The sequence below is a fragment of the Nonomuraea sp. NPDC026600 genome, assembly GCF_040638335.1.
Classification (GTDB): domain Bacteria; phylum Actinomycetota; class Actinomycetes; order Streptosporangiales; family Streptosporangiaceae; genus Nonomuraea.
Map to the genome: position 1 here is coordinate 15,634 of NZ_JBEZYD010000052.1, position 23,277 is coordinate 38,910.

The 23,277-nt window shown below is 70.6% G+C and carries 17 protein-coding genes and 1 pseudogene; 6 read left to right on the forward strand and 12 right to left on the reverse strand.

The genetic code is table 11. The features are described 5' to 3' along the window. Positions 1-3: 3 nt before the first annotated feature. The 3 genes from AB0F17_RS59180 to AB0F17_RS59190 are packed head-to-tail and all read right to left on the reverse strand — an operon-like array spanning position 4 to position 2,733. On the reverse strand, positions 4-1,140 hold the full coding sequence (locus AB0F17_RS59180; RefSeq protein ID WP_358043996.1) for a mandelate racemase/muconate lactonizing enzyme family protein: 1,137 nt from the start codon (positions 1,138-1,140) through the stop codon (positions 4-6). Next, positions 1,137-2,072, reverse strand: a complete 936-nt coding sequence (locus tag AB0F17_RS59185) for a dihydrodipicolinate synthase family protein (RefSeq protein WP_358043999.1) — start codon at positions 2,070-2,072, stop codon at positions 1,137-1,139. The genes AB0F17_RS59180 and AB0F17_RS59185 overlap by 4 nt, the downstream gene beginning before the upstream one ends. Continuing rightward, positions 2,059-2,733 (reverse strand): GntR family transcriptional regulator, encoded by a 675-nt coding sequence (locus AB0F17_RS59190; RefSeq protein ID WP_358044001.1) that lies wholly within the window; start codon positions 2,731-2,733, stop codon positions 2,059-2,061. The genes AB0F17_RS59185 and AB0F17_RS59190 overlap by 14 nt, the downstream gene beginning before the upstream one ends. A 121-nt stretch (positions 2,734-2,854) precedes the next feature. On the opposite strand from AB0F17_RS59190, the gene AB0F17_RS59195 reads away from it, so the two are divergent. From AB0F17_RS59195 to AB0F17_RS59205, 3 genes are read left to right on the forward strand one after another with little or no spacing between them, the layout of a single operon-like run. Then, positions 2,855-4,213, forward strand: a complete 1,359-nt coding sequence (locus AB0F17_RS59195) for a sugar ABC transporter substrate-binding protein (RefSeq protein WP_358044004.1) — start codon at positions 2,855-2,857, stop codon at positions 4,211-4,213. Then, positions 4,210-5,142, forward strand: a complete 933-nt coding sequence (locus AB0F17_RS59200; protein WP_358044007.1) for a sugar ABC transporter permease — start codon at positions 4,210-4,212, stop codon at positions 5,140-5,142. Before AB0F17_RS59195 ends, AB0F17_RS59200 begins: the two co-directional genes overlap by 4 nt. After that, on the forward strand, positions 5,139-6,044 hold the full coding sequence (locus tag AB0F17_RS59205; protein ID WP_358044010.1) for a carbohydrate ABC transporter permease: 906 nt from the start codon (positions 5,139-5,141) through the stop codon (positions 6,042-6,044). The genes AB0F17_RS59200 and AB0F17_RS59205 overlap by 4 nt, the downstream gene beginning before the upstream one ends. 4 nt (positions 6,045-6,048) lie before the next feature. Here the strand turns inward: AB0F17_RS59205 and AB0F17_RS59210 are convergent, their stop codons facing one another. After that, a complete protein-coding gene (locus AB0F17_RS59210) occupies positions 6,049-6,345 on the reverse strand; it encodes a hypothetical protein (protein WP_358044013.1) in 297 nt (98 codons plus the stop codon). A 45-nt stretch (positions 6,346-6,390) separates the two neighbouring features. Continuing rightward, positions 6,391-7,368 (reverse strand): LysR family transcriptional regulator, encoded by a 978-nt coding sequence (locus tag AB0F17_RS59215; RefSeq protein WP_358044016.1) that lies wholly within the window; start codon positions 7,366-7,368, stop codon positions 6,391-6,393. 84 nt (positions 7,369-7,452) lie between these two features. On the opposite strand from AB0F17_RS59215, the gene AB0F17_RS59220 reads away from it, so the two are divergent. The 3 genes and pseudogenes from AB0F17_RS59220 to AB0F17_RS59230 all read left to right on the forward strand — a co-directional run bounded on the left by AB0F17_RS59220 (position 7,453) and on the right by AB0F17_RS59230 (position 13,528). Beyond that, on the forward strand, positions 7,453-10,779 hold the full coding sequence (locus AB0F17_RS59220) for a S8 family serine peptidase (RefSeq protein ID WP_358044019.1): 3,327 nt from the start codon (positions 7,453-7,455) through the stop codon (positions 10,777-10,779). A 322-nt stretch (positions 10,780-11,101) separates the two neighbouring features. Next, positions 11,102-11,588: pseudogene (locus tag AB0F17_RS59225) on the forward strand (adenylyl-sulfate kinase). A gap of 380 nt (positions 11,589-11,968) precedes the next feature. Next, a complete protein-coding gene (locus tag AB0F17_RS59230) occupies positions 11,969-13,528 on the forward strand; it encodes a DUF11 domain-containing protein (protein ID WP_358044022.1) in 1,560 nt (519 codons plus the stop codon). Between the two features lie 307 nt (positions 13,529-13,835). Here the strand turns inward: AB0F17_RS59230 and AB0F17_RS59235 are convergent, their stop codons facing one another. From AB0F17_RS59235 to AB0F17_RS59265, 7 genes are read right to left on the reverse strand one after another with little or no spacing between them, the layout of a single operon-like run. After that, entirely contained in the window at positions 13,836-14,951 is a 1,116-nt protein-coding gene (locus AB0F17_RS59235; RefSeq protein WP_358044025.1) for a methyltransferase domain-containing protein, read from the reverse strand. A gap of 29 nt (positions 14,952-14,980) precedes the next feature. Then, entirely contained in the window at positions 14,981-15,103 is a 123-nt protein-coding gene (locus AB0F17_RS59240) for a hypothetical protein (protein ID WP_358044028.1), read from the reverse strand. Positions 15,104-15,163: 60 nt separating this feature from the next. Continuing rightward, a complete protein-coding gene (locus tag AB0F17_RS59245) occupies positions 15,164-15,571 on the reverse strand; it encodes an ATP-binding protein (RefSeq protein ID WP_358044131.1) in 408 nt (135 codons plus the stop codon). Positions 15,572-15,622: 51 nt separating this feature from the next. Then, positions 15,623-18,451, reverse strand: coding sequence for a hypothetical protein (locus AB0F17_RS59250; protein ID WP_358044030.1), 2,829 nt, complete (start codon positions 18,449-18,451; stop codon positions 15,623-15,625). After that, entirely contained in the window at positions 18,448-21,633 is a 3,186-nt protein-coding gene (locus AB0F17_RS59255; RefSeq protein WP_358044033.1) for a hypothetical protein, read from the reverse strand. The genes AB0F17_RS59250 and AB0F17_RS59255 overlap by 4 nt, the downstream gene beginning before the upstream one ends. Continuing rightward, positions 21,630-22,958, reverse strand: coding sequence for an SWIM zinc finger family protein (locus tag AB0F17_RS59260; protein WP_358044036.1), 1,329 nt, complete (start codon positions 22,956-22,958; stop codon positions 21,630-21,632). Before AB0F17_RS59260 ends, AB0F17_RS59255 begins: the two co-directional genes overlap by 4 nt. 20 nt (positions 22,959-22,978) lie before the next feature. Beyond that, on the reverse strand, positions 22,979-23,212 hold the full coding sequence (locus tag AB0F17_RS59265; RefSeq protein WP_358044039.1) for a hypothetical protein: 234 nt from the start codon (positions 23,210-23,212) through the stop codon (positions 22,979-22,981). Positions 23,213-23,277: the final 65 nt, after the last annotated feature.

Here is a 23,277-nt window from a genome sequence, read left to right on the forward strand (position 1 = left end):
GTGTCAGCAGAACGCGAGGGACCCGTCCGGCCGGATGGGAACCCGGCGTTCCCAGTGCACGTAGTCGTCCTCCGCCAGGGCGTCCTCGTCGATGGTGATCCCCCAGCCGGGCCGGTCGGGCCGCAGCTCCAGGTGCCCGTCGACCGGCATGTACGGGTCCGGGCACCACCTCGTCGTCTCCGGCTTGTACTCCAGGATCGAGAAGTTGCTGCAGGCCGCGGCGAAGTGCACGTTGTGCGCGGTGGCCAGTGGCCCCATCGGGTTGTGGGGCGCCACCATGGTGTTGAAGGTCTCGGCGAGGGTCGCGATGCGCCGCATCTGGGACATGCCGCCCACCACGCAGATGTCCGGCTGGACGAGGTCGGCGCCCCCGTGGGTGAGCAGGTTCAGGAACTCGTGGGGAGAGTACAGGCTCTCCCCGGTGGCCAGGGGCACCTCCAACTGCTGGCGCAGGTGGCCCCAGGAGGCGAAGTGCTCCGGGCGGAGCGGCTCCTCCAGGAAGAGCGGGTCCATCGGTGCCAGGGCGTTGCCGAGCTGAACCGCCTGGTAGGGCTCGAAGATCTTGGCGTGCGCGTCGAAGGCGAAGTCGAACTCCTCCGGGCAGCACCGCCTGACCTCCTGAGCCCATTCCGCCGTCTCGGCGACGACGAGACCCCAGCGTCTGGCGTGCAGGTCCGTACGGAACGGGCTCAGCTTGAAGGCGGTGAATCCGTGGCGCCGGTGCAGCTCGGTGGTCTGGCGGCGGCACTCGTCGGGGTCGGGCGCGGAGTAGAGCCCGCAGTAGACGCGCACCCGATCCCGTACGGCGCCACCGAGCACCTGGTAGACGGGCACGCCGAGCGCCTTGGCGGTGATGTCCCACAGCGCATGGTCGATGGCGGCGATCGCCGCCAGCCCGAGCGCCCCCTGCGGGAACCTGGCGGTGCGGAGGAGGAGCTGGGACACGTATTCCACGCGCCGCGGATCCGCACCCCTGATCTGCCCGCCGAGGTAGTCGAGCAGGGGGCCGAGCGCCAGGTCGGGACCGTGGTTGTAGGCCTCGCCCCAGCCGCTGACGCCCTCGTCGGTGTCGACGCGCACCAGCACCCGGGGACGCTCGCCGACGCGCTGCACGAACGAGCGGAGGCCGCTGATCCTCATGACGCCGCCACGGGCAGGGGCCCGAGGTCGTCGGCCTTCGCCCACTCGGTGAGGATCCGCGCGACCTCCTGCCGTTCGGGTTCGCCCAGGACGGTGCTCGGCGCCCGGACCGCGCGGTCGCACAGGCCGAGCTGGTGCATCGCCTCCTTGACGACGCTGACGTTGTTGGCTCCGCCGTCGACCGCGCGCAGGTGCTCGAACCGCGCGATGTCGTTGAGCATCCGCTCCGCCGCCGGATAGCGCTCCTCGCGCAGGGCGTCCCTGAGCCGGAGCGAGAAGGCGGGGTTGACGTTCACCAGCCCGGAGGTGAAGCCCTCGGCCCCGTGGACGGCGTAGGACAGCGCGTACGGTTCGGCCAGCCCGGCGATCCAGACGAACCGGTCGGGGCCTGCCTCCGCGCGTAGCTGCGCGAAACGGTTGACGTCCGCGACGGCGTACTTCAGGGCGATCACGTTGGGGCACAGGTCGCCCAGCCGCGCCAGCAGCCGGCCGTCGACCCAGGCGTTGCGCAGGTAGAGGACCAGGGCCAGGTCCGGCACCGCTTCGGCGATCTCCCTGTGGTAGTCGAGCCAGCCCTGGGCCGACACGTGCGGGTGCACCGGCTGGTGCACCATGACCATCCGGATGCCGTGCGCCGCCGCGTGGCGGGCCTCCTCGACGGCGGTGGCGACGTCGAGGCCGATCCCGGCCAGGAGATGCGCCTCTCCCCGCACGGCTTCTGCGGCGGCCGTGATCAGCTGAAGCCGCTCCTCGGCGCTCAGGGCGTAGAACTCGCCGGTGTTGCCGTTCGGGGTGAGCACGGTGACGCCCGCGTCGACCAGGCGGCGCAGCAGCGAACGGTACAGCGCGAGGTCGGGGACGCCGCCGACGTAGGGCGTGACCGGGATGGCGACGACGTCGCGCAGGGCCTGGGAGAGCTCACCGAACCTCACGGCCGGCCTCCTTGATCTGCTGGAGCGCCCGCTCCTGGAACACGCTGATGTGCTGCAACACGAGCCGGGCCGCCTCGTCGGCCTGCCCGTTCAGTGCCGCCTCGAGAATCTGCCGGTGCTCCTGCGCCTCGTCCTCCCAGGAGGGACGCTGGGACCAGACGTTGACGGAGATGAGGGCCGTCTGGTCGCGCAGCTGGTCGAGCACGCCGACCAGCACCTCGTTGTCGTAGTCGGCGTAGAGGGCGCGGTGGAAGTCGCGATTGGCAAGGCTGCGGGTCACCTCGTCCGTGGCCTCGTCCGCCTTGCGCAGGGCCTCGCGGGCGAGCCGGCCGCCGTCGCGCAGTCCCGCCTCGACGCTTCGCCGCACCGCGACCGGCTCGATCAGGCACCGGGCGTCGAACACGCTGCGAGTGAGGCGCTCGTCGACCTTGCGGACCGTCACCCCGGTGTATTCGCCGATGGTGACCAGGCCGGCGCCACTGAGCGTCTTCAGCGCCTCGCGCACCGGAGTCTTGGAGACGCCGAAACGGCTGGCGAGCTCCACCTCCACGAGAGCACGCCCGGCCGGCAGCTCGCCGCTCAGAATGCCGCGACGCAGCGCATCGAGGACGAGGGCCGTCCTGGAAGACGCTTTGATCGCGCCCAACGCTGTCTCACTCACCCGCACTCCTTCACTTGTCGTCGATTGTATAGAACCGACCATACCCTAAATCTCATATCTCATGTACCGTATGGCAACCGCACAGCGGAGCGTAGTTCTTGGTGAACGAGAGGAAAGACCCATGACCCGTCAGCACCACCCGGCCGAGGTCCTCGGCCCGCAGGCCCTGTCCCGCCGCGGCTTCATCCGGACGGCGGCACAGGCCGGCGTCGCCATGGGTCTGGCGTCCGCGGTGAGCGCCTGCGGCGGCTCAGGCAGCGGCAGCGGCGGCACCGTCACGCTGCAGTTGTGGGACACCGACACCCGGCCGGAGCGCACGGCCAACCTCAAGAAGCTGATCTCGATGTTCGAGGCCAAGAACCCCGGCATCCGCATCAACTACCTGGGCCTGCCCACCGACCAGTACATGCAGAAGATCAACACTGCGATCGCCACGCGCTCCACACCCGACCTGCTCACCCCGAAGGCGTCCGACCTCGCGGCTCTGGTGGCCCAGAACGCGCTGGCTCCCCTGGACGAACGCCTGAAGAAGGCCGGCCTCGAACAGCAGATCTCCGAGCAGATGCTCAAGTCCTCCCGGGCCGCAGCCCCCGACGGCAAGCTCTACCTGACGCCCACCACCAGCCTCGCCGACGTGATCTACTATCGCGCCGACTGGTTCCAGGAGGCCGGGCTGAAGCCGCCGGCCACCTGGGCGGACTTCGACGCGGCCGCGAGCCGCCTCACCAACGCCTCCTCCGGCCGCTTCGGCTACACGCTGCGCGGCGGCAACGGCTTCTTCAGCCAGTTCGTGCAGATGGTCTATCCACGCGCGGGCGTGAGCACGTTCTTCCGCGAGGACGGGTCCTCCACGCTGGACGACCCCGCGGTCATCGCCGCCTGCGAGAAGTACGTGGCCCTGTTCGGCAAGCAGACCGCGCGCAGTGATCTGACCGCCGACTTCAAGACCATGGTGGCCCAGTTCGGCAACGGCGGCGCGGCCATGTTGAGCCACAGCATCGGCTCCTACCCCAACCACGTCGCCACCCTGGGAGCCGAGAAGGTCGGCGCCGTCGCGCCCTTCCCCGGGCCAGACGGCCAGGTGCTGACCGGCTGGATGACGACCGGGTTCGCGATGTTCCAGAAGAGCGAGCACCAGGAGGAGGCCTGGAAGTTCCTCGCCTACACGATGGAGCCCGAGGGCAACAGCTTCTGGGCACAGAAGTCCGGATACCTCCCGGGCAACAAGACGGTCGCGAAAGAGCCGTGGGTGACCGAGAACGCCGCCATGAAGGCCGCGCTGGACGCCGCCGCGAAGCCCGGCGTCGTGACCCTGGAACAGCCCTACTACCTGCCGGAATTCAGCTCCATCACCGTCACCGACCTGCTTCCTGAGTGGCAGAAGGTGCTGCAGGGCAGCCTGACGCCGCGTGACTTCCTCACCGCCGCGGCCACGGCCCTGACCACGGCCAAGCGCAAGTACGACAAGGAGCACGGATGAGCTCCACGACCGCCGAACCGGTGCGCCGCCCGCCCGCGGCGCGCCGCCCGGGCGGGTCCCGGGCCGGGCACGCGTACCTGCTGATCGCGCCGGCCGTCGTGCTGGTGCTGGTCTTCCTGTTCTATCCCGTGCTCAGCGTCTTCTGGGAGAGCCTGCGCCACCACAACCTCACCCGGCCCCTCGACGACGGGTTCGCCGGCCTGGACAACTACCGGGCACTGCTGGCCGACGAGCTGTTCTGGCGGAGCCTGCGCTTCACCGCCCAGTGGGTGTTCGTGGAGGTGGGGCTGCAGTTCGTGTTCGGCCTGGCGCTGGCGCTGGTGCTGAACCGCACCTTCGTGGGCCGCGGGCTGGCCCGCGCCCTGGCCTTCAGTCCATGGGCGGTGTCGGGCATCCTCACCACGACGATCTGGATCCTGCTCTACAACCCCACCACCGGGATCGGGCACTACCTGGCGTCCATGGGCATCGGCGAGTACGGGACCTCCCTGCTGTCGGATCCCGGCACGACCTTCTGGGCCCTGGTCCTCGCCGAGCTGTGGAAGGGCATCCCGTTCTTCGCCATCCTCATCCTCGCCGACCTGCAGTCGGTGCCGCTGGAGCTGTACGAGGCCTCGAACGTCGACGGCGCCGGGCCGCTGCGCCGGTTCTCGGCGGTGACCTGGCCGCACATCCGCAAGGCCGTGGTCATCGCCACGCTGCTGCGGGCGGTGTGGGAGTTCAACAACGTCGACCTGCTGTACACGATGACCGCCGGCGGCCCGGCGGGTTCGACGACCACCCTGCCGCTCTACGTGGCCCAGACCGCCATCCACGACCAGGACTTCGGCTACGGCTCCGCGCTCACCGTCACGGCGTTCCTGCTGCTGACCTTCGCGTCCCTGGTCTACCTGCGCATCAGCTCCGGCGATTCCAAGGAGGGCAAGTGAGCCTCGCCACCCGCGACGACGTCGGGCGGACCCCGGTGACACCACCGACCCGGAAGCACACTGCCAGCACGCACGCGGCCCGCAAGCGACGGCGCTCGACGGGCGACCGCCTGATGCTGTGGCTGCCGCTGACGTTGTTCTTGCTTTTCACGCTCGTCCCGTTGTACTGGATGGTGCTGTTCGCCTTCCGGCCGCCGGGTTCCACGGCCCTCGTGCCGTGGCCCATCACCCTGGAGAACTTCCGCAGAGTCTGGGAGGGCTCGGGCTTCGGCGTCTACTTCCGCAACAGCATCGCCGTCGCGGTCGCCAGCCTCGTCGTGTCGACGGTGATCGGCATGCTCGGCGGGTACGCGCTCGCCCGCCTCACCTTCCGCGGCAAGAACGTCTTCCTGGTCATCATGCTGTGCACGCAGTTCATCCCGGGCGCCATGATGCTCATCCCGCTCTTCCAGATCTTCAACGGGCTCTATCTGACGAACAGCCTATGGAGCCTGATCATCGCCGACACCGTCTTCCACCTGCCGCTCTCCCTCGTCCTCATGGCGGGCTTCATCAGAAATGTGCCGGTCTCCCTGGAGGAGGCGGCTCAGGTGGACGGGTGCAGCCGGATCCGGGCGTTCTGCGCGGTCGTCCTGCCGCTGCTGAAGCCCGGGATCGTCGCCGTCGGGTCCTTCGCGTTCATCAGCGCGTGGAACAACTTCCTGTTCGCCATCATGTTCATCAGCTCGCAGGACCGGTTCACCGTGCCCGTCGGGCTGAGCTACCTGCTGGGCGAGTTCGGCAGCGACTTCGGTGCTCTCGCCGCCGGGGGCCTGATCGCCGTCGCGCCCGTCGTCGTGCTCTTCGCGTACGTTCAGCGCTTTCTCATCCAGGGGTTGAGCGCCGGCGCGGTCAAGGGCTGACGCTTCAGCGGCGCGTGCGGTTCAGCATGACCAGCCCGGCGATGAACGACCCGAGCAGGGCCGGTGACAGGATCGCGAGGGCACCCCACGCGAAGAGGCCGAGATAGCCGAGCGCGGACGAACCGTACGTCGGGTCGGCGTCAGCGGCCGCGAACAGCCCCAGGCCGAGGACGACACCGGCCACCGTGAGCGCGATCGGCGTCCACAGGAGCACGTGGGCCCACACACGGTACGTCCGACTGTAGACACGCCGGGCCGACGGCACGTTCGGCTGCGGGGGATACCCGACGGATTCGCTCATGCCGCATTTGTACCAGCCCGCGTGGCCCCGCACCTGGGGGACTTGCTAGGCGAAGGGCTCCATGTCGCGCTCCGACCAGGACCGGCGGCGGCTGCGCTGCCACGCCTGATAGGCCGGCATCGCCTCCGCCTGCTCCCGGTACGCCGCGGCGAGCACATCACGGATACCCGGTACGTGCTCGGCGACCGGCGAGCCCGCCGACCACAGGAGCCGCTCCCGCACCCACATCGGGTCGCCGACCAGTGGCCTGACCACCACATTCTCGCGCTCGGCCGTGATCGCCCTGCACAGGGACACTCCGTGCCCCTGGCTGATCAGGGAGAACACCAGGCTGGCGTCGGTGCGCTGGATGCGTTGCGGCACGAACCCCGCGCGGCGGCAGGTGTCCCGGAACATCGCCCGCATCCTGATGTCCTTGCCGACACCCGGCAGCCAGCGCTCGCCGGCCAGCGCGGCCAGTGGCACCTCGGGTTCGGCCGCGAGCGGGTGGTCCTTCGACAGGACGACGAAGACGGGCTCGACGCCCAGTACCGCTTCGCTCAGCCCCTCGGGCACCGGTAGCTCGTAGCCCGGATAGTCGACGCTCAGCCCGATCTCCAGCCGGGATTCGGCGAGCAGTTCGACCAGTTCCTCGTCCTCGTCGCTCACGTGCAGGGACACCTCGGCCTCCGGCAGCAACCGGCGGCTGACCGTCATCAGGCCGGCGGCCATCGGCCCGGCAGTGGCGCCGAGCCTGAGCGTCGCCAGGTCGCCGTCGGCGTCACGGCGTCGCACGTCGCGCACCAGATCGTCGTGCAACGCGATGATGCCCTGGGCATGGGACAGGACCATGGCACCCAACGCCGTGGGCTTGGCGCCGGTTCCGTCGCGGGAGAAGAGCCTCCCGCCGAGCGCGCGCTCGATCCGCTGCAACTGCGCGGTGACGGCCGGCTGGCTGTGGCCGAGCACGGCCGAGGCCCGGCTGATGCTGCCGGACTCGGCGATCGCCGCGACAACCTGGAGGTGGCGGATCTCCAACTGCATAACGCGATGTTATGCCCGATTAGGAGTACCTACGTTCAAGGTCCTGATCTCAGAATCTTTCCTGCACCATCAGGAAGGAATTTGATGTCCAGGACGTCTCTGCGCCGGCGCCTGCCCGGTCTCTTGCTCACCACCGCCCTGTTAACCGCGAGTCTGACCTCCACCGCGAGCGCGGAGCCCACGCCGAGCGCCGATCCGGCACCCTCCCGGTGGACCTCCGGCACCCAGTCCACGGCGCCCCGCGGCTCGTGGGTCACCCTGCTGACGGGCGACCGGGTCTATGTCGAGGGGAACCGGGTCTCGATCGACCCCGCGCCCGGCCGCGAAAAGGTCGGTTTCAGCCAGTACGAACGCGACGGGCACCAGTTCGTCGTGCCGAACGACGCCCAGAAGCTGGTGTCGGCCGCCCGGCTCGACCGGCGGCTGTTCGACGTGACCGGGCTCGTCCAGGCCGGATACGACGACGCGCACGTCGACGACGTGCCCACCATCGTGTCGTACGAGGCCAAGGCCGCCGCCCGGGTCAGGTCGGCCGGGAAGGTCACCCGCACGCTGCCCAGCATCGGCGCCGCCGCGGTGAAGGTCGGCAAAGCGAGAGCGCACGAGTTCTGGACCGAGGTGACCGCCGGCCCGGCGACCCAGCGCACCGCGGCGTCCGGCATCGGGCGGATCTGGCTCGACGGCAAGCGCGAGGTCTCGCTGGACCAGAGCGTGAAGCAGATCGGCGCGCCGACCGCCTGGGCGGCCGGATACGACGGCAGCGGGATTACCGTCGCCGTCCTGGACACCGGGATCGACAACTCCCACCCGGACCTGGCCGGGAAGATCGTCGAGGAGAAGAACTTCAGCGACGCCGCCGACACCGTGGACACCGTCGGTCACGGCACGCACGTCGCATCCACCATCGCCGGCAGCGGTTCGGCATCGGGCGGAAAGTACCGCGGCGTGGCGCCCGGGGCGAACCTGCTGATCGGCAAGGTGTGCAGCACCCGCAACTGCACCGAGTCGGCGATCCTGGCCGGGATGGAGTGGGCCGCCGAGCGGGCGAAAGTGGTCAACATGAGCCTCGGCGGCACCGACTTCCCGGGCGTCGACGTCCTGGAGGAGGCGGTGAACCGCCTGACCGCGACCACCGGCACGCTGTTCGTCGTGGCCGCGGGCAACGAGGGCCGTGACGGCGGTGTGTCCTCGCCGGCCACCGCGGACGCCGCGCTCGCCGTCGGCGCGGTCGACAAGCAGGATGCCCTGGCGTCCTTCTCCAACCGCGGGCCGCGCGTCGACGGCGCGATCAAGCCGGACATCACCGGGCCGGGCGTGGGCATCGTCGCGGCGCTGGCGAAGGGATCCGACTATGCGGAGTACTCGCCCGGGTACACCCAGCTGAACGGGACGTCGATGGCCACGCCGCACGTCGCGGCAGCCGCGGCGCTGCTGGCGCAGCAGCACCCGAAGTGGACCGGCCCCGACCTCAAAGCCGCGCTGGTCGCCACGGCCAAGCCGAACCCGGGCCTGAACGCCTTCCAGCAGGGCGCCGGCCGGGTCGACGTCGGCCGCGCGGTCCAGCAGGCCATCCTGCCCGACGTCACCGGCCTCGCGCTCGGGTCGCAACCGTGGCCGGCCGAAGACGACGTTCCCGTGACGAAGACGATCACCTACCGGAACGACGGCACAGCGCCCGTCACCCTCGACCTCACGATCACGGCGACCGGCCCGGACGGGGTCGTCGCGCCGGCCGGGCTGTTCACGGCCAGTCCGGCGCGGGCCGTCGTGCCGGCCGGTGGGACCGCGGCGGTCACCCTGACCGCCGACACCCGGGTGCCGTCGGCGACAGGCACCTTCACCGGAATGCTGCTGGCCTCGAACGCCGACGGCGTGTCGGTGCGGACCCCACTGACGATCACGAAGGGACACGAGACCCGCACCGTCACCTTCCAGCTCACCGACCGCGCGGGCACGCCGGCGAGTAACTACGACCTGTCGGTGGTCGGTCTCGATCTGGACGTCTTCCGGGTTCCCTACGACGCGTCGGGCACCGTGAAGGCCAAGCTCCGGCCCGGCCGCTACCACGTTCAGGCCACGGTGATCACACCCGACGGGACCTCGACGCTGCTGGTGCAGCCGAACCTCACCGTCGGGAACACCGACGACGGAGTCCTCACGCTCGACGCGCGCCAGGGCACACCGGTGTCGGTGACCGTACCGAAGTCCTCGGCGCGGACCCGGCTGGCCGCGGCCGGTTTCTTCCGCAGCCTGCCGCGCGGATACGGCCTGGCGACGCGGATCGTCGGTGCCGACTTCGGCAAGCTGTTCACCGCGGACCTGGGTAAGGAGGTGACGGCCGATCAGGGCACGCTGGTGTCGGAGGTGCGCAGCTTCTGGGCCGAGCCGGGCGCCGACGGCACGTTCTACGGCTCGCCGTACGAGTACGACCTCGTGCAGTTCGTCCGCGGCCGGTTCCTCACCGGCTACCGCCACACCGTGCGCCCGGGCGAGCTGGCGACCGTGGTCAACCGCAACCACGGCGTGACCCCGGACAAGCAGCAGGGCTACATGCACAACTTCGGTTTCCCGTCCGAGGGCGGCAGCGCGATGTCGGGACCGATCAGGTATGACGTGCCCAGCACCCGGACCATCTACTACAGCGCGAAGGGCGTGGTCTGGGACAACCGGTGGGAGGTGAGCGGAGGGCGCCAGACGCAGTTCTGGTACGACGACACCACCTGGCAGCCGGGCAGGAAATACGTGGTCGACTGGCAACGCGGACCTGGCGGGCCGAAGTTCAACCCGCGCACGTACGTCGCCCGGACTGGGAACACCATCATGTTGAACATCCCGCCGTTCGGCGACGACTCCGGGCACACCGGCTACTCGCTGCTCGACGGCGGCCGGGTCGGGTTCTATCGCGACGGCGTCCAGCTGGCCGAGATACCAAAGTACTTCTACGACGCCAGCGGGCCGGTGCCGTCGACCGAGAGCACCTATCGGCTGGAGTACGACGTCGACCGTACGACCGGCTTCAACGCCTCCACCAAGATCAGCGGTGCGTGGACGTTCAAGTCCGGTGAGGTGGGCACGGACAAGTGGACGTACCTGCCCCTGGCGTCGTTCTCCTTCACGCCGCAGGTCGACCTGGCCAACAGCGCACCGGCCGGCCGGCCGTTCATGGTGCCGGTGAGCTTGAAGGCTCAGCCGGGCTCGGCCGCCTCGCGGAACCGGCGGGTCAGTGTCGAGGTCTCCTACGACGAGGGCGCGACGTGGCGGAAGGCGGTCCTGATCCCGACCGGAACGGACACGTGGCTGGCCACGCTGAACCACCCGGACAAGGGCTCGGTGTCCGTGCGCGCGCACGCGGAGCGGGCCGACGGCGGCACCGTCGACTACACCGTCATCCGCGCCTACAACCTGCGATGACGCCCGGCGGGCCTCGGGTACGTTGCCCGAGGCCCGCCGTAGTACGTAAATCATCCGATGTCCTCCACCGCAGGACCGGCCGGGCGCGTCAGGTAGCGGGCGGTGTTGGTGACGGCGGCTGTGGCGGTGAGCTCGGGGGCGGGACCATGGCCATGACGTAGGCCTGGCGGGTGGGCACGTCCATCGAGGTGATTCGGTGTTCACCTTTCTGCCTGGTCTTTTCTGGTGAGACCGCGAACAGCGGGAACCGTCAGCAGCAGCGCACAGACGACGAGACCCATCCCTGTGGAGATCAGCAGGACCGGCGACCGTGGCGGCGGGCATGGTCCGGCGCGCGCTGCGGCGCGGCCGCAACGTCGTTCCGCACGCGTACACCGTCGACCGGGACGCGCGGCAACGGCTGAAGGGGCAGCAGGCCAAGGTGTTGTGGCTGACCGGCCTACCGGGCGCCGGCAAGTCGACGATCGCCAACGCGCTGGAGCGCCGGCTGCACGCCATGGGACTGCACACCTACGTGCTCGACGGAGACAACGTCCGAAGCGGACTGAACAAGGACCTCGGTTTCACCCTGGGCGACCGCGCGGAGAACGTGCGTCGGGTCGCCGAGCTGACCCGCATCCTGCTGGACGCCGGCCTGCGCGCACCGGGACCCGAAGGGCCTGTACGCCCAGGCGAAGGCCGGCACGCTGCCGAACATGACCGGGCTCGGCCAGGCCTACGAGCCGCCGGAGCATCCCGACATGGTGGTCGACGGCTCCGGTTCGCTCGATGACGTGATGGACGAGCTGTGTGCGCTGCTGCAGGGCTGAGGCCTTCGTCCCGTGGGGGTGGTGGTGTTACCACCGGCCCGCTGCCCCCTTAGATCTCGGCATCGTCCACGCCTGACGCGGAGATCTCGAAGCCGCCGTGGACAAGGGCATGGCCGCACTCGACATCGACTGACGATCCCTCGCCGACCTTGTCAACCGCGCAGCAGACCTGGACCGCGTTCTACGCCAGCGCTACCGCAGCGACAGACCGCCGGCGATGCCCACGCCGTGTACGCGCTGAACAAGATCGAGCCAACTGTTGGTGCGGCCGCACGTGTCGCGTGCCGCCGCGTGTCCTCGTCGGGCGAGGCTGCCGTCCGGCGCCGGTTTCCCCGGCCCGGTGGATGAAGGCAGTTCTCTGCGACGAGAGGAACAACACGATGAGGCACATCCGAGGGATGTGTTACCCGGTCGCCGCCCTCGCGGCGGTGGCCCTTCCGCTGACGCTGTTCGGCGCGGTCCCGGCCGCCGCCGCACCTGCCGTCACCGCCCCGGCGGTTTCGCGGGTCGCGCCGGATCCCGCCACCTGCCCCGACCAGGTGTCGCTGGTCAACGGCGGTTTCGAGCAGCCGGTCGTCAGCCGCGGGACGTGGGCCTCGTTCCCCGACGCCTCGCAGACCGGCGCGCCGAACCACGTGCCCGGCTGGCTCACCACCGCCACCGACCACATGATCGAGCTGTGGGCCAGCCCGCCGAACCCGGCCAACACCCCGCCCAAAGAGGGCAGGCAACTCGCCGAGCTGAACGCCAACCAGGTCTCGACCCTGTACCAGGACCACGCGACCACCCCGGGGATGAAGCTGTACTGGCGGCTGTCCCACCGCGGCCGGCTGGGGGTCGACACGATGGCCTTGGACATCGGCGCTCCGGCGGCCCCGGTGCAACAGCGGGTCATGTCGGACGGCACCGGGAGCTGGGGCACCTACTCCGGCACCTACATCGTGCCCGCGGGCCAGACGACCACCAGGTTCGCCTTCCGTTCCGTCTCGGCGGCCGGCGGGAACCGCACCTTCGGCAACCTGCTCGATGACATCTCCTTCGCGACCGCGCCGTGCGTTGTCGTCACCAAGACCGCGAGCCCGCAGGGGCCGGTCGACGTCGGCGACGTGATCACCTACCGGGTCACCGCGGTCAACAAGGGCGGCGCCACGGCGGAGAACGTGCGCCTCAGCGACACCGTCCCGGCGGGGACCACCTACGTGCCCGGCTCGCTCCGGGTGGTCGACGGCCCGGGCATCGGGGACAAGACCGATCAGGCGGGCGACGACCAGGGCGCGTTCGACGCCGTGGCCGGCAAGGTCTCCTTCACCCTGGGGAACGGCGCCACCCCCGCTGCCGGGGGTTCGCTGCCCAACGCCGCGAGCCTGCCCGGCGGCACCACCGTGGAGTTCAAGGTCAAGGTCGGCCGGGACGCCGCGGGCGGGAAGGTGACCAACCAGGGGACGGTCGGCTACGAGAACCGGCTCGGCCCGGAGCCGGAGCAGCTGACCTCTACCAGCGGCGACACCGTTACCGAGGTCAACCCGGCCGTGGACCTGAGCGTGGTCAAGTCCGCCGATTCGACCAAGGTGACCGTGGGCCAGACCGTCACCTATCGCGTCACCGTACGCAACGCCGGCCCGAACGACGCGACAGGGGTCATGGTCAAGGACGTGCTGCCGTCCAACCTCACCTTCATGTCCGCCATGGCCTCCAACGGGACCTACGCCCCGGCGAGCGGGATGTGGACGGTCGGCGCGCTGGCCAGTGGCGCCTCGGCCACGTTGACCGTCCATGCCAAGGCCACAGCGGTCGGAGAGACGACCAACGCGGCCACCGCCGACGGCAAGGAGCTGGATCTCGATCCCGCTGACAACTCCGACAGCGTCAAGATCTGCGTCGACCCTGAACCCTTCTGCCCGTACTGCATCAAGGAAACCGGGCAGAAGGCGAAGAGCTAGCAGCAGGACGCCGTGTCCCTGCCACCGATCGCCTCGTGGCAGGGACGCGGTCGTCCAGGCCGGGAGCCGGGCGACACGGCTTCGGCCTTGATGACGATCCAGGTGATGCGCGGATCGTCACTCCCATCCCTGAGCGTCTCCCCCCTTCACGTGGGAGATCGTGCAGACGACGAAGGGCCCGCTCGCTGGCGGGCCCTCGTGTCTCAGCTGATCACAGGATCGCGTTCGCGCAGGTCAGTGCCAAGCGCCTCGTCCAGGAAACGACTCGGTGATCACGTCGTCGTGGTTGACGTTCAAGTCTGATGTGTCACGCGGTGGCCGACCGTCGGCGCGGGCCGATGGTGGCCTCGGGTGCGTCGAGCCAGAGCTGTTGGCCGTCGGAGGTGACGGTCATGCCGAACCGATCGAGGCCCGGCTCACCCCTGCTCACCCACTCGAAGTAGGCGTTGGTCACCTCCTCCCAGAGGTGACGGTCGCCGAGCTCGTACACCCACGGTTCGCCGTCGGGCTCATAGATGGCGGCGCCCCACCGACCAGGGTTGCCGGGGTCGACGAGGAACAGCCTCTTCTCATCGTCGAGCCGCATACGCAAACCAGTCAGGGCCGACATGACCAGGCCCGCGCCGGCCGGCGCGTACGTGATCGTGCGGGGATCTACTGCGGTGGTGAACCGTCGGCCGCTACCGTCGTCCGGATCTCCCGGCGTTGCGCCCTGGGAGCGCATCATCATGTACGAGGCGTAGCCCGGGAACCTCCCGACGGCACTGCCATCCGGCATGACGACGAGCCGTAGCGAATGGTCGGTGTCGAACCCGGGGGAGTACGGCGTGACGATGACCGCGCCGGGGCGGCATTGCTCGATCCACGCGTACGGAACGGTATGGACGGCGCACGTGACGTGCACGCGGTCGTACCGGGCTCCCTCTGGCCAGCCGGCCGCCCCATCGCCAACGATCAGGTGCGGGTGCACGCTGGCTGCGGCCAAAGCCTTTCCCGCCTGCTCGCCGACTGCCGGATCGACCTCCATCGATGTCACGCGAGCGGCGTCGCCGACCAGGTGGGACAACAGCGCGGCCGTCCACCCGGTACCGGTGCCGACCTCGAGTATGCGGTGCCCGGGATCGGGATCGAGCAGCGTGAGCAGGTCGACCACCGTGCCCGGGGCCGAGTTGGAAGAGGTGTAGCGCCCTTCCACGTCGCGGATGTCCGTTGCACCCTTGTCGAGTTGCGTCACGATGGCGGATGGTCCGTACACGGCCGCCCACCATGCCTCTGGGTCGCGGCGCCGGTCGATCAGCTCGGGGCCCGCGTGGGTCAGAGCCACGCCCAACGAGGGCACGAACAGGTGCCTTGGCACCGCATGCAGCGCGTTGGCGATCGTGCCGCGGATCGGGGCCCGAGTCCCGCTGATCGCAGTGATCATGCTGTCGACGCTTGCCTCGAGGTCGGGCATCACTTTTGCTTTCCGTCCCCCTCATGCTTGCCACCGCTGCCGTCCCCATCGCCCGTGTTCTTGTCATGCTTCGGGAGCTCAAGCGGTTTCGACTTGGGCTTTTCGCCTTCGTGCTTGCCCATGCGGAGAGCCTTTCCTCGCCTTGAAAAGAACTGCCTCCGCGACCATATGACTACCGTCCGTTATCGACAAGAGGTCGTCCAGTTAGATGAGGTAGGCCCCCGCGCTCGGTGTGACGGTGCCCACCTGCCACTGAGAGGACCAGATGCAGTCTGCGACAGGCAAATCTTCACCAAGCCCCACCACACATCACTAAAGGATCTTGCTCGGGGGTGGTCCGGCTGCGGTGCGGCGGTCTCCAGGGTGACGGTGGTGGCGTTGGCGTCGCTCTCGATGGTCAGGTGGTTGACCCATTGCCGGGCCAGCCACGGGCCCCGGCCGCTGCCGGGCGGCACGGGACGGTGGCTGCGTTTGTCCGGCCACGGCAGGCCGGGTCCGCTGTCGGTGACCTGGCAGTGGAGCCGGTCGCTGGCCTGCCACAGGCTCAGCCGCCCGCCTCCGCCGCCGTAGCGCACGGCGTTGGTGGTGATCTCGTTGACCGCGTCAAGGTCGGCAGTCGGCGGTCGTCCCGGCTGAGTCGATCAGGACTCCCGGGTCAGGAACTGGTGGAGGCTTCGGCAGGCCCGGGTCAGCGAGGTCGAACCGCGCTTCTTCGCGTGGGCGGCCACCTCGGGGATCTCGCCCCGCGCGCCGGCCCACGTGGCGATGCCGGTGGCCAGCACGACGGCGTCGGTCTGCGGACGCTGGGCCCGCTCGCCCTGTCTCGGGAGGAAGACGGCCAGGAAGTGGCGCAAGATCGTCCATACCTCGGCGTGCGCGCCCTGCTTGGCGGCCAGCTCCAGTGAGGGCAACGCGGGGCCGGCCTCGTAGCGGGTGCGCCGGCCGAACAGGCCCAGCAGGCGGCCCGTCTCGGCGGCGGGGAGCGCGCCCTTGGCCGCCAGCTGAAGCAGTGGGGGCACCGCTTCGTCGCCCTCCATGGTGAGGAAGTAGGCCAGGACCAGGGCCGTCGCCGGGCCGGACGCGCCTTCGGCCAGGGTCAGGTCGCGGAGGTCGTCGATCGCGATGTCGGGCGGGTCGAAACGGTCGATCAGGCCGATCGCCAGATGAGCCGCCGCGAGCTCCCGGTGGTGGGGCATCATGCCGGGCCAGAAGGGACGTGACACACGCCGGAACGGGCGCATCTCGGGCGTGGTCAGCAGGGCGTCGAGGTGGGCGAGACCGGTGGGCTCCACGGGTCGCCAGCTCACATTGGCGATGCCGCGCTGGTCGAGGACCTGGTCGTCGTAGGGCACGACGCGGGAGCCGAGGTCGAGGGTCCAGGTCAGCTCCACCTCCGGAGGTGGGGGCGCGCCGCGCTCGAACCAGCGGGCCACCACCGCGGCGGCCGCCGAGCCGATGCCCTTCGCGCGTTCGGCCAGGTCGGGGGCGGGATTGGGCGGGAGGCGTAACAGGGCCTGTTCCACGTCCAGCGGGAGCGGTTCGCAGCCGGAGCCCGCGCACACGGCCAGGCGGTTGAGCAAGGTCTCGGGGTCGAGGTGGCCGTCGGCGCGGGTGGGGGTGGCCAGCAGGACCGGGGGCAGGGCTCCGGCCTTCGCCGCGCGCAGGAGTTCGTCGAGGCGGGACAGGAGGAAGGCGTGGGGGCGAGCGCACTCCCGCAAGTGGGGGAGGCGGTTCCAGGGGGCGGGCGCCGGTCGCGCCTTCGGGTCGTAGAGGTCGGTCTGGACGTCGGTCGTCCGCAGAATGTCCTCCTGTACGTAGCCGGGCATCTCGTGGAGCGGGACGATCGTGCGGAGGCCGGGGAACAGCTCGAAGGCCGTGGCCGCGAGGTTCACCATGCCGTCGTACAGGGCCTGCCCGAGATCGCCGGACAGGCCGGGGAAGGCGTGCCCCGCGTCGGCCCGCTGCTCCTCGGAGAACGTCCTCCGGTACGACGGGCGCTGCCTCGGCGGACGGGATGCGGGCGGCCCCGGATCTTCGCCGGGGTTGACGAGTTCCCTGGCCAGCGCGGTGCACCAGTCACGCGGGGACTGCCACGTCGGCGCGTCGTAGAGCACCGGCCGCAGGTGTTCGCCGAACCGCCGGGCCAGCGTTTCCGTCAGGGAGTCCGGGTTCGTATGTGCCTCCCGCGTGACCGCCGCCAGCCACGCCTCGACGTCGATCCAGCCGATCTCCTCCGGCGGGCCGCTCTCCAGGCCGGAGGTGGGGAACGGGCCGGGGACGGTGGCCTCGGGCCGGCGGCCGGAGGTGAAGTCGCTGGTCCAGCCTTCGATGAAGCGCTCGAAGAGCTGCCGGGCTGAGGCTGGGGGCAGCAGTTCGGCCGCCTCCAGGATCGGGGCGGGGTCGGTGAGGTGGTCGGCGTGCTTGAGGGTGAGGGTGACCGCGCGGTCGCGCACCTCGTGAGAGGCGTGCGTGAACGCGTTGGTCAGCGCGGTGACGTGGTCGGCCACACGTTCCGGGTGCTGGCCGAGGTCGCGGTCGAGCCAGGTCAGGCCCTTCACGGCGAGCTTGGCCTCTTGGCGGAAGGTCATCGCCTCGATGGCCTCGGCGACGTCCGCCGGGTCGAGCCGCGCCTGGCGCACCTGCTGCCAGGCCAGCTCGGCTACCGGGCCCGGCGCGGTGGGCAGCAGACGCAGGTAGTCGCGCAGCCGCCCGGCCGACTCCTCTGGTGCGGGCGCCACGAGCGTGTGCAGCCGGACGAAGAAACGCAGGTCCTGCGCGTCGCCGCCGAGCAGGAAACGGCGCACGCAGCCGGTGATGATCTGCTCGCGCGGCAGCGTGCGGGCGGTCAGGGCCAGCCAGCGGGACGGCTTCGGGGTGAGCGTCTCGTTGACCAGCGCCCGGCCCGCGCCGGCCGCCTCGAAGATCTTCGGAAGCAGGTGGGGCGTCAGCGGGTCCTTGGCCACGCCCACCGCCGACAGCCAGGCCGTCACCAGCGGCTCGTGGTCGGGTGGGGTGGCCTCGCCGTCGCGCAGCAGTTCCAAGGCCAGCGGTACGATCCGGTCGTCGGGACGGCGGATGCGGCGCGCGAGCCGTGCCGCCAGATCGGCACGCCAGGCCACCGGGCGGCCGGAGACCGCCTTCACCAGCCGGTGCGGGCTCGGCGCGCCGGACCAGCGGGGATTGAGGTCGCGCTTCATCAGCCAGGTGGCCACCCCTGCCGGGCCGGGAATGGTCGCCGCGCCGACCATCATCAGCACCTCGGACGAGCCGCTGACCTGATCGTCGGTGGTCCAGCTGGCGGTGGCGGCTGGCAGCGGGCTCTCGCGGAGCTCGGCGAGCAGGCTCGGCAACTCGGCGGCGACGGCGCCCCGCTCGGCGTCGGTGAGCTTCGGCAACCGCAACGCCAGACCCTCGGCGTCGTGGTTGAGCACGAGATTCCTGATCTCGGTACGGATGTCGTCAGAGGTCATGACGTGGCTCCGGTGAGCTGGGCGTGCAGGCGCTTGCACTCGTGGACGAAGCGGATCGTCCGGCGGCTCCGCGCGAACTCGCCGACGATCGGGATCTCCCCGCGCGCGCCGGTCCAGCGTGCCACGTCGGCGGCGAAGGCGACGAGTTCGGAGTGGGTGACGGTGATGCGCTGCCCCTCTCGCGGCAGCATCCCGGGCAGCAGGGCGCGCAGGATGCGCCACACCTCCTGGTGGCCGCCGGCGTCGGCCAGCTCGGTCAAGGCCGCGATGGCGGGGCGGGTCTCCTGCCAGGTGCGGCGCAGTACCAGCGCGAGCTGGCGGCCGATCGCCTCGGCGGGCAGCTCGCCCCTGGCGGCCATGCTCAGGACCAGCGGGATCATGCTGGGCATGCTGTCGGCCAGGAGGAAGGCGAGGATCACCGCCGTGGACTCGCCCATCGGGCCCTGGGCGATCTCCAGGCCGGTGATGTCCGCCGGAACCATCCCCCCCGCGCCCCAGTGGCCGCGCAGCAGGAAGGGCAGGAAGTTGACGGCCACGACCTCGCGGTGCGAGGGCAACATGGCGGGCCACGCCCTGAGCGTGCCGCCGAACTCGTCGGTCGTCCAGTCGAACGGCTGGCGCAGCAGCACCTCGTCGATCAGCCGATGCCCGCTCGGGGCCGTCACCCGCAGCACGGGCTGCAGCCTGACCTGGGTGAAGTGTTCCGGTTCGCCGTCACCGAACTCGACCATGGACGCGTCGACCATGTGGCGCCACACGTGGCCGCACTCGGGGTCGGCCATGCCGTCACCGGCGAGCCAGTGGGCGGCCGAGCGCGCCGCCGCCGAGTCGACCTTGGCGGCCCGGTCGGCCGCGGCCGGGTGGCCGCCCCGGGGCAGCCGCAGCAGCGCCTGCGCCAGGTCGGCCGGGGGCGGCTCCACGCGGGCGGCAGCGCAGGTCTCCAGCCGGTCGATCAGTACGTCGGGGTCGAGGTGGCCGCTCATCCAGGTCGGGGTGGCCAGCAGCACCGGCGGCAGGGCGCCGTCGCGGAGGGCCTCGGCGAGTTCCGCGTAGCGGTGCAGCAGGAAGTCGTGGGGCGGGGAGACGTGATGGGGGTGGGGCAGCTGGTTGCGCCGCCGCCACTCGTCGTGCTCGGGCAGCGCCTCGGGCATGAAGGAACGCAGCCGGGGCGGGACGAAGACGACGGTCACCTGTACGAGCGGCTCGCCCGGGTTCGGCGGGGGCACCTGCTTCTCCGCCCGCATCGCCGCGATCCGGTCGGGGTCCACGCCGAGCTCGGCCATGCGCTCGTAAGCGTGGTCGAGGATGAAGGACGGCATGGCCTCCTCGGAGTCGTCGTACAAGACGCCGGGCCTCGACCGCGCCGGACGGAGGTGATCCGGCAGTCCGTCGTCGCCGTAAGACCACGGCTGCTCGACGTCGGTGGGGGAGCCGTTCAGGTGGATCCGGCCTCCGGCGAAGGGGATCTGCCGGTCGCCCTCGTGGGCCACCGCCCCGGTCGGGCCGTCGTCGCTGGTCCAGGTGATGAAGAAGGCGCGCAGCGGGGTGTCGTCATCGAGATAGCGGCCAGGCCGGAAGAAGCCGCCCATCATGATCCCCCGGGGCGACGGCTCCGCGTCGGGCTCCTCGCCACGGGTGAGGGCGCGCACTCCTACGGAGTGGTTCGCGCTGTCCCAGAACTTCTCCGGTTCGATCGGCGGTAGCTCAAGCACACTGCCGGGGGTGACGAGCTCGGCGGACAGCGCCGACTGCCAGTCGTCGGGGTCGAGACGCGCTTTCCTGGACCGCCAGTAGCGCTGGTCCTGCTCGACGTGGGGCTTGAGCGTGCGGCGCAGTTTCGCCCGGTCGTCGGCGATCCCGGCGACGAAGGCCGCCAGCCAGCGCTCCTGACCGATCCAGCGCTCCTGGTGGTCGGGGAAGATCGACGGCTCGGGGAACCGCCGAGTCTCCGGCAATTCGGGCAGCGGCGGGAACTCCTTCTGTGCCAGCAGTTCCTCGACCGGGGCCTCCCCGCCGAACCGCTCGGCCAGCTTCGCGCCCAGGTCGGCGGGGAGGTGGCGGACGCCGTCGAGGATCGCCTCGGCGTGGTCGGCGAACAGGTCGGCGTATTTCAGGGTCAGCTCGACCGCGCGGTTGCGCACGTCGAAGGACTTGTGCGCGTACGCCGTGGTCAGCGCGGTCACGAAATCGGCGGCCACCTCGGGCGTGGCCCGGATCGCCTGGTCGAGCCAGCGCAGGCCCGTGGCGGCGAGCTTGGCCTCGTCCCGGAAGGTGAACGCGTCGACCGCCTCGACCAGGTCGGCGTGGTCCAGCGGCATCGCCCCGCGCACCTGCCCCGCGGCCAGTTCGGCGACCGTGCCCGGAGCCGACGGCAACAACCGCAGGTAGTCGCGCAGGCGGGGAGCGGACTCCGCGGGCGTGGGGTCGAGGAGCGTGTGCAGCCGTACGAAGAAACGCAGGTCCTGCGCCTCGCCGCCGCGCAGGAAACGGCTCACGCAACCATCGAGCACCTGCTCCCTGGGCAGTTCGCGGGCGGCGGCGGCCAGCCAGCGGGTCGGCTGGGGCTCCAGCCGCTCGTCACGGAGGGCGCGGCCCGCGCCGTCGGCGGCGAAGACACGAGGCAGCAGCACGGGGGTCAGCGGGTCACCGACCACGCTTGGCGCGGCCAGCCAGGCGGCCACCAGCGGGTCGTGGTCGGGCGGCACGGCGCCGGACTCGCGCAGCAGCGCCACGGCCAGCGGCGCGATGCGGTCGGCGGGACGGCGCAACCGCTGGGCCAGCCGGACCGCGACATCGCGACGCCACTCCCAGGGGCGGGTGGCCGCCACCCGGCACACCTGGGCGACGTCCAGGTCCTCGGCCCAGCGGCGGTTGACGTCGCGGCTGGTCATCCATGTCACGGCGGCCGCCGGGCCGGTGATGACGCCGACACCGGTCAGCAGCAGCGCGCCGGCCAGTTCGTCGAGCAGGTCGCCGACCTCCCAGGAGGCCACCTCCTCGAAGTCGTCGGGATGCTGGGCGCGCAACTGCTCGGTGAGGGCGCGGCGCAGCTCCTTGACCAGGCCGGGCAACCGCCCGCCCAGCTCGGCGCGCTCCTCCTCGGTGAGAGTGACCAGCCGGTCGGCCAGGCGGGTGACCTGGTTGCCAGTGACCAGATCGCAGATCTCCGTCCAGAGGGTCATCGGGAGACCTCCACGGCGGCGCGGGCGACGATCCGGGCGGCCAGCACGTGTTTGCACGGCCCACGGGAGCCGCGATGGTCCCACCACCACTCGCAGGTGCAGGAGCCGTCGGCCAGCGAGACCCGGCGCGCGCCGCCCGAGGTGCGGACGGTGGCCGACTCGCCTTCGAGGTGCACGGCGCCCGCGTCGACGAGCTTGCGCGCCTTGGCCAGCCGCGGGTTGAGCAGGATCACGTTGTCCTTGTCATAGGGCAGCTCACGGTGGAAGTGGGCGGCCTCCGACAGGTCGTAGCCGACCCGGCCGGCGACGCCGAGCTGCGTCAGCGCGGTCCGCACCCGGTCTGCGGGGATGCCCGCGCGGTCGGCCAGCAGGCCGATCTCGACCTCGGGCTCGAAGTTGAGCAGCATGCCCACCACGTCGGCGTCGTTCTCGGCCTCGTCGGTGGCCAGATCGTCGAGCACCGCGCCCTCGCCGGAGAAGCCGCGCCAGCGCTCGGGCGAGAGGGTGAGCGTGTAGCGCATGCCCGGCAGCTCCAGCTCCCAGGCGCTGGAGGCGGCGTCGGCCGGGCCGTACACCCGCAGGGACTTCGCGAAGCGAAGCAGCGGCAGGAGGGTGCCGAGCCGGTTGGGGCCGGCGAGCTGGACCGAGCCCGGAACCCGACGGTCGGAGACCTTCAGCTCACGCCCCGCCTGCGCCACCCACACCGTGCCCTTCTTGGGCAGCCCGCGCAGGAACCGCACCGCCGCCATGCCGGCCAGCTCACCGCGCTGGTCCATGCCCGAGGCGATGACCTGCACCTCGGCGAATCCGCGTAACCAGCGTTCGGGCAGCGGCACCTTCTTCTCCACCACCGCGCCGTCCATCGTGGTCACGACCAGCTCGTCGAGGCCCACCCCCAGGTGCAACGGGTCACGCGCGCCGACGCGCGCCAGCGCCTCCCGGAGCGGCGCGTTCACGTCGACGTTGGTGGTGCCCCGGTCGAACACCTCGCCGTCGAGCGTGCCGTTCAGCAGATCAAGCCGGGCGTACACCCCGCCACAGGCCGAGAACGACTCGAACCGCAACCGGTCTCCGTTGCACGTCACCACCGGGTCCCGCACCCAGCCGGGCCGCGCCTGCGGCTGGTGGTAGCGGGCCAGCGCCACATCGGCGACGCCGAGCAGCCCCGCCGCGGCGGGGGCCGCCTGGGTCACCACGCCGCTGAAGAACCAGGGGGCCACGGCCGGGCCGGACAGGGCCCGGCCGCCGGAGGTCGCCAATCCGAGACGACCGTCGACAAGGGAGGAGGGCGCGGCGTATGTGTACGCCTGCGTCGCTGAAGTCATGGCCGGGACAATAGATCGCCCTACCGACAAACCGGCGCGGCAGCCGCCGAGGAGATGAAAGATCCTGTGAACATCCACGCCCCCTGCCGGGCGAACTGGGCAATTTGTCGAGGAGAGGGGGCGACGTGAAACACATCCATGTTTCCGACGTCGAGCGTGACCGCGCCTGTGTGATTCCGCGTCAACACTTCGCCGTGGGCCGCCTGAAGAAAGACGAGCTCGACACCCGGATCGCCGTCGCTGACGGCATGCATGAACTTGTCGTTAGATGGTTTCTCTGCATCAAGTTGGACAATAGGGGTCGATAGCTAACATAACA

Coding starts and splice junctions, on each gene's coding strand:
- AB0F17_RS59180 (WP_358043996.1), bottom strand. CDS start 1,140: ATGAGGATCAGCGGCCTCCGCTCGTTCGTGCAGCGCGTCGGCGAGCGT.
- AB0F17_RS59230 (WP_358044022.1), top strand. CDS start 11,969: ATGAGGCACATCCGAGGGATGTGTTACCCGGTCGCCGCCCTCGCGGCG.
- AB0F17_RS59215 (WP_358044016.1), bottom strand. CDS start 7,368: ATGCAGTTGGAGATCCGCCACCTCCAGGTTGTCGCGGCGATCGCCGAG.
- AB0F17_RS59255 (WP_358044033.1), bottom strand. CDS start 21,633: ATGACCCTCTGGACGGAGATCTGCGATCTGGTCACTGGCAACCAGGTC.
- AB0F17_RS59235 (WP_358044025.1), bottom strand. CDS start 14,951: ATGATCACTGCGATCAGCGGGACTCGGGCCCCGATCCGCGGCACGATC.
- AB0F17_RS59200 (WP_358044007.1), top strand. CDS start 4,210: ATGAGCTCCACGACCGCCGAACCGGTGCGCCGCCCGCCCGCGGCGCGC.
- AB0F17_RS59250 (WP_358044030.1), bottom strand. CDS start 18,451: ATGACCTCTGACGACATCCGTACCGAGATCAGGAATCTCGTGCTCAAC.
- AB0F17_RS59220 (WP_358044019.1), top strand. CDS start 7,453: ATGTCCAGGACGTCTCTGCGCCGGCGCCTGCCCGGTCTCTTGCTCACC.
- AB0F17_RS59260 (WP_358044036.1), bottom strand. CDS start 22,958: ATGACTTCAGCGACGCAGGCGTACACATACGCCGCGCCCTCCTCCCTT.
- AB0F17_RS59210 (WP_358044013.1), bottom strand. CDS start 6,345: ATGAGCGAATCCGTCGGGTATCCCCCGCAGCCGAACGTGCCGTCGGCC.
- AB0F17_RS59240 (WP_358044028.1), bottom strand. CDS start 15,103: ATGGGCAAGCACGAAGGCGAAAAGCCCAAGTCGAAACCGCTTGAGCTC.
- AB0F17_RS59195 (WP_358044004.1), top strand. CDS start 2,855: ATGACCCGTCAGCACCACCCGGCCGAGGTCCTCGGCCCGCAGGCCCTG.
- AB0F17_RS59265 (WP_358044039.1), bottom strand. CDS start 23,212: ATGCATGCCGTCAGCGACGGCGATCCGGGTGTCGAGCTCGTCTTTCTT.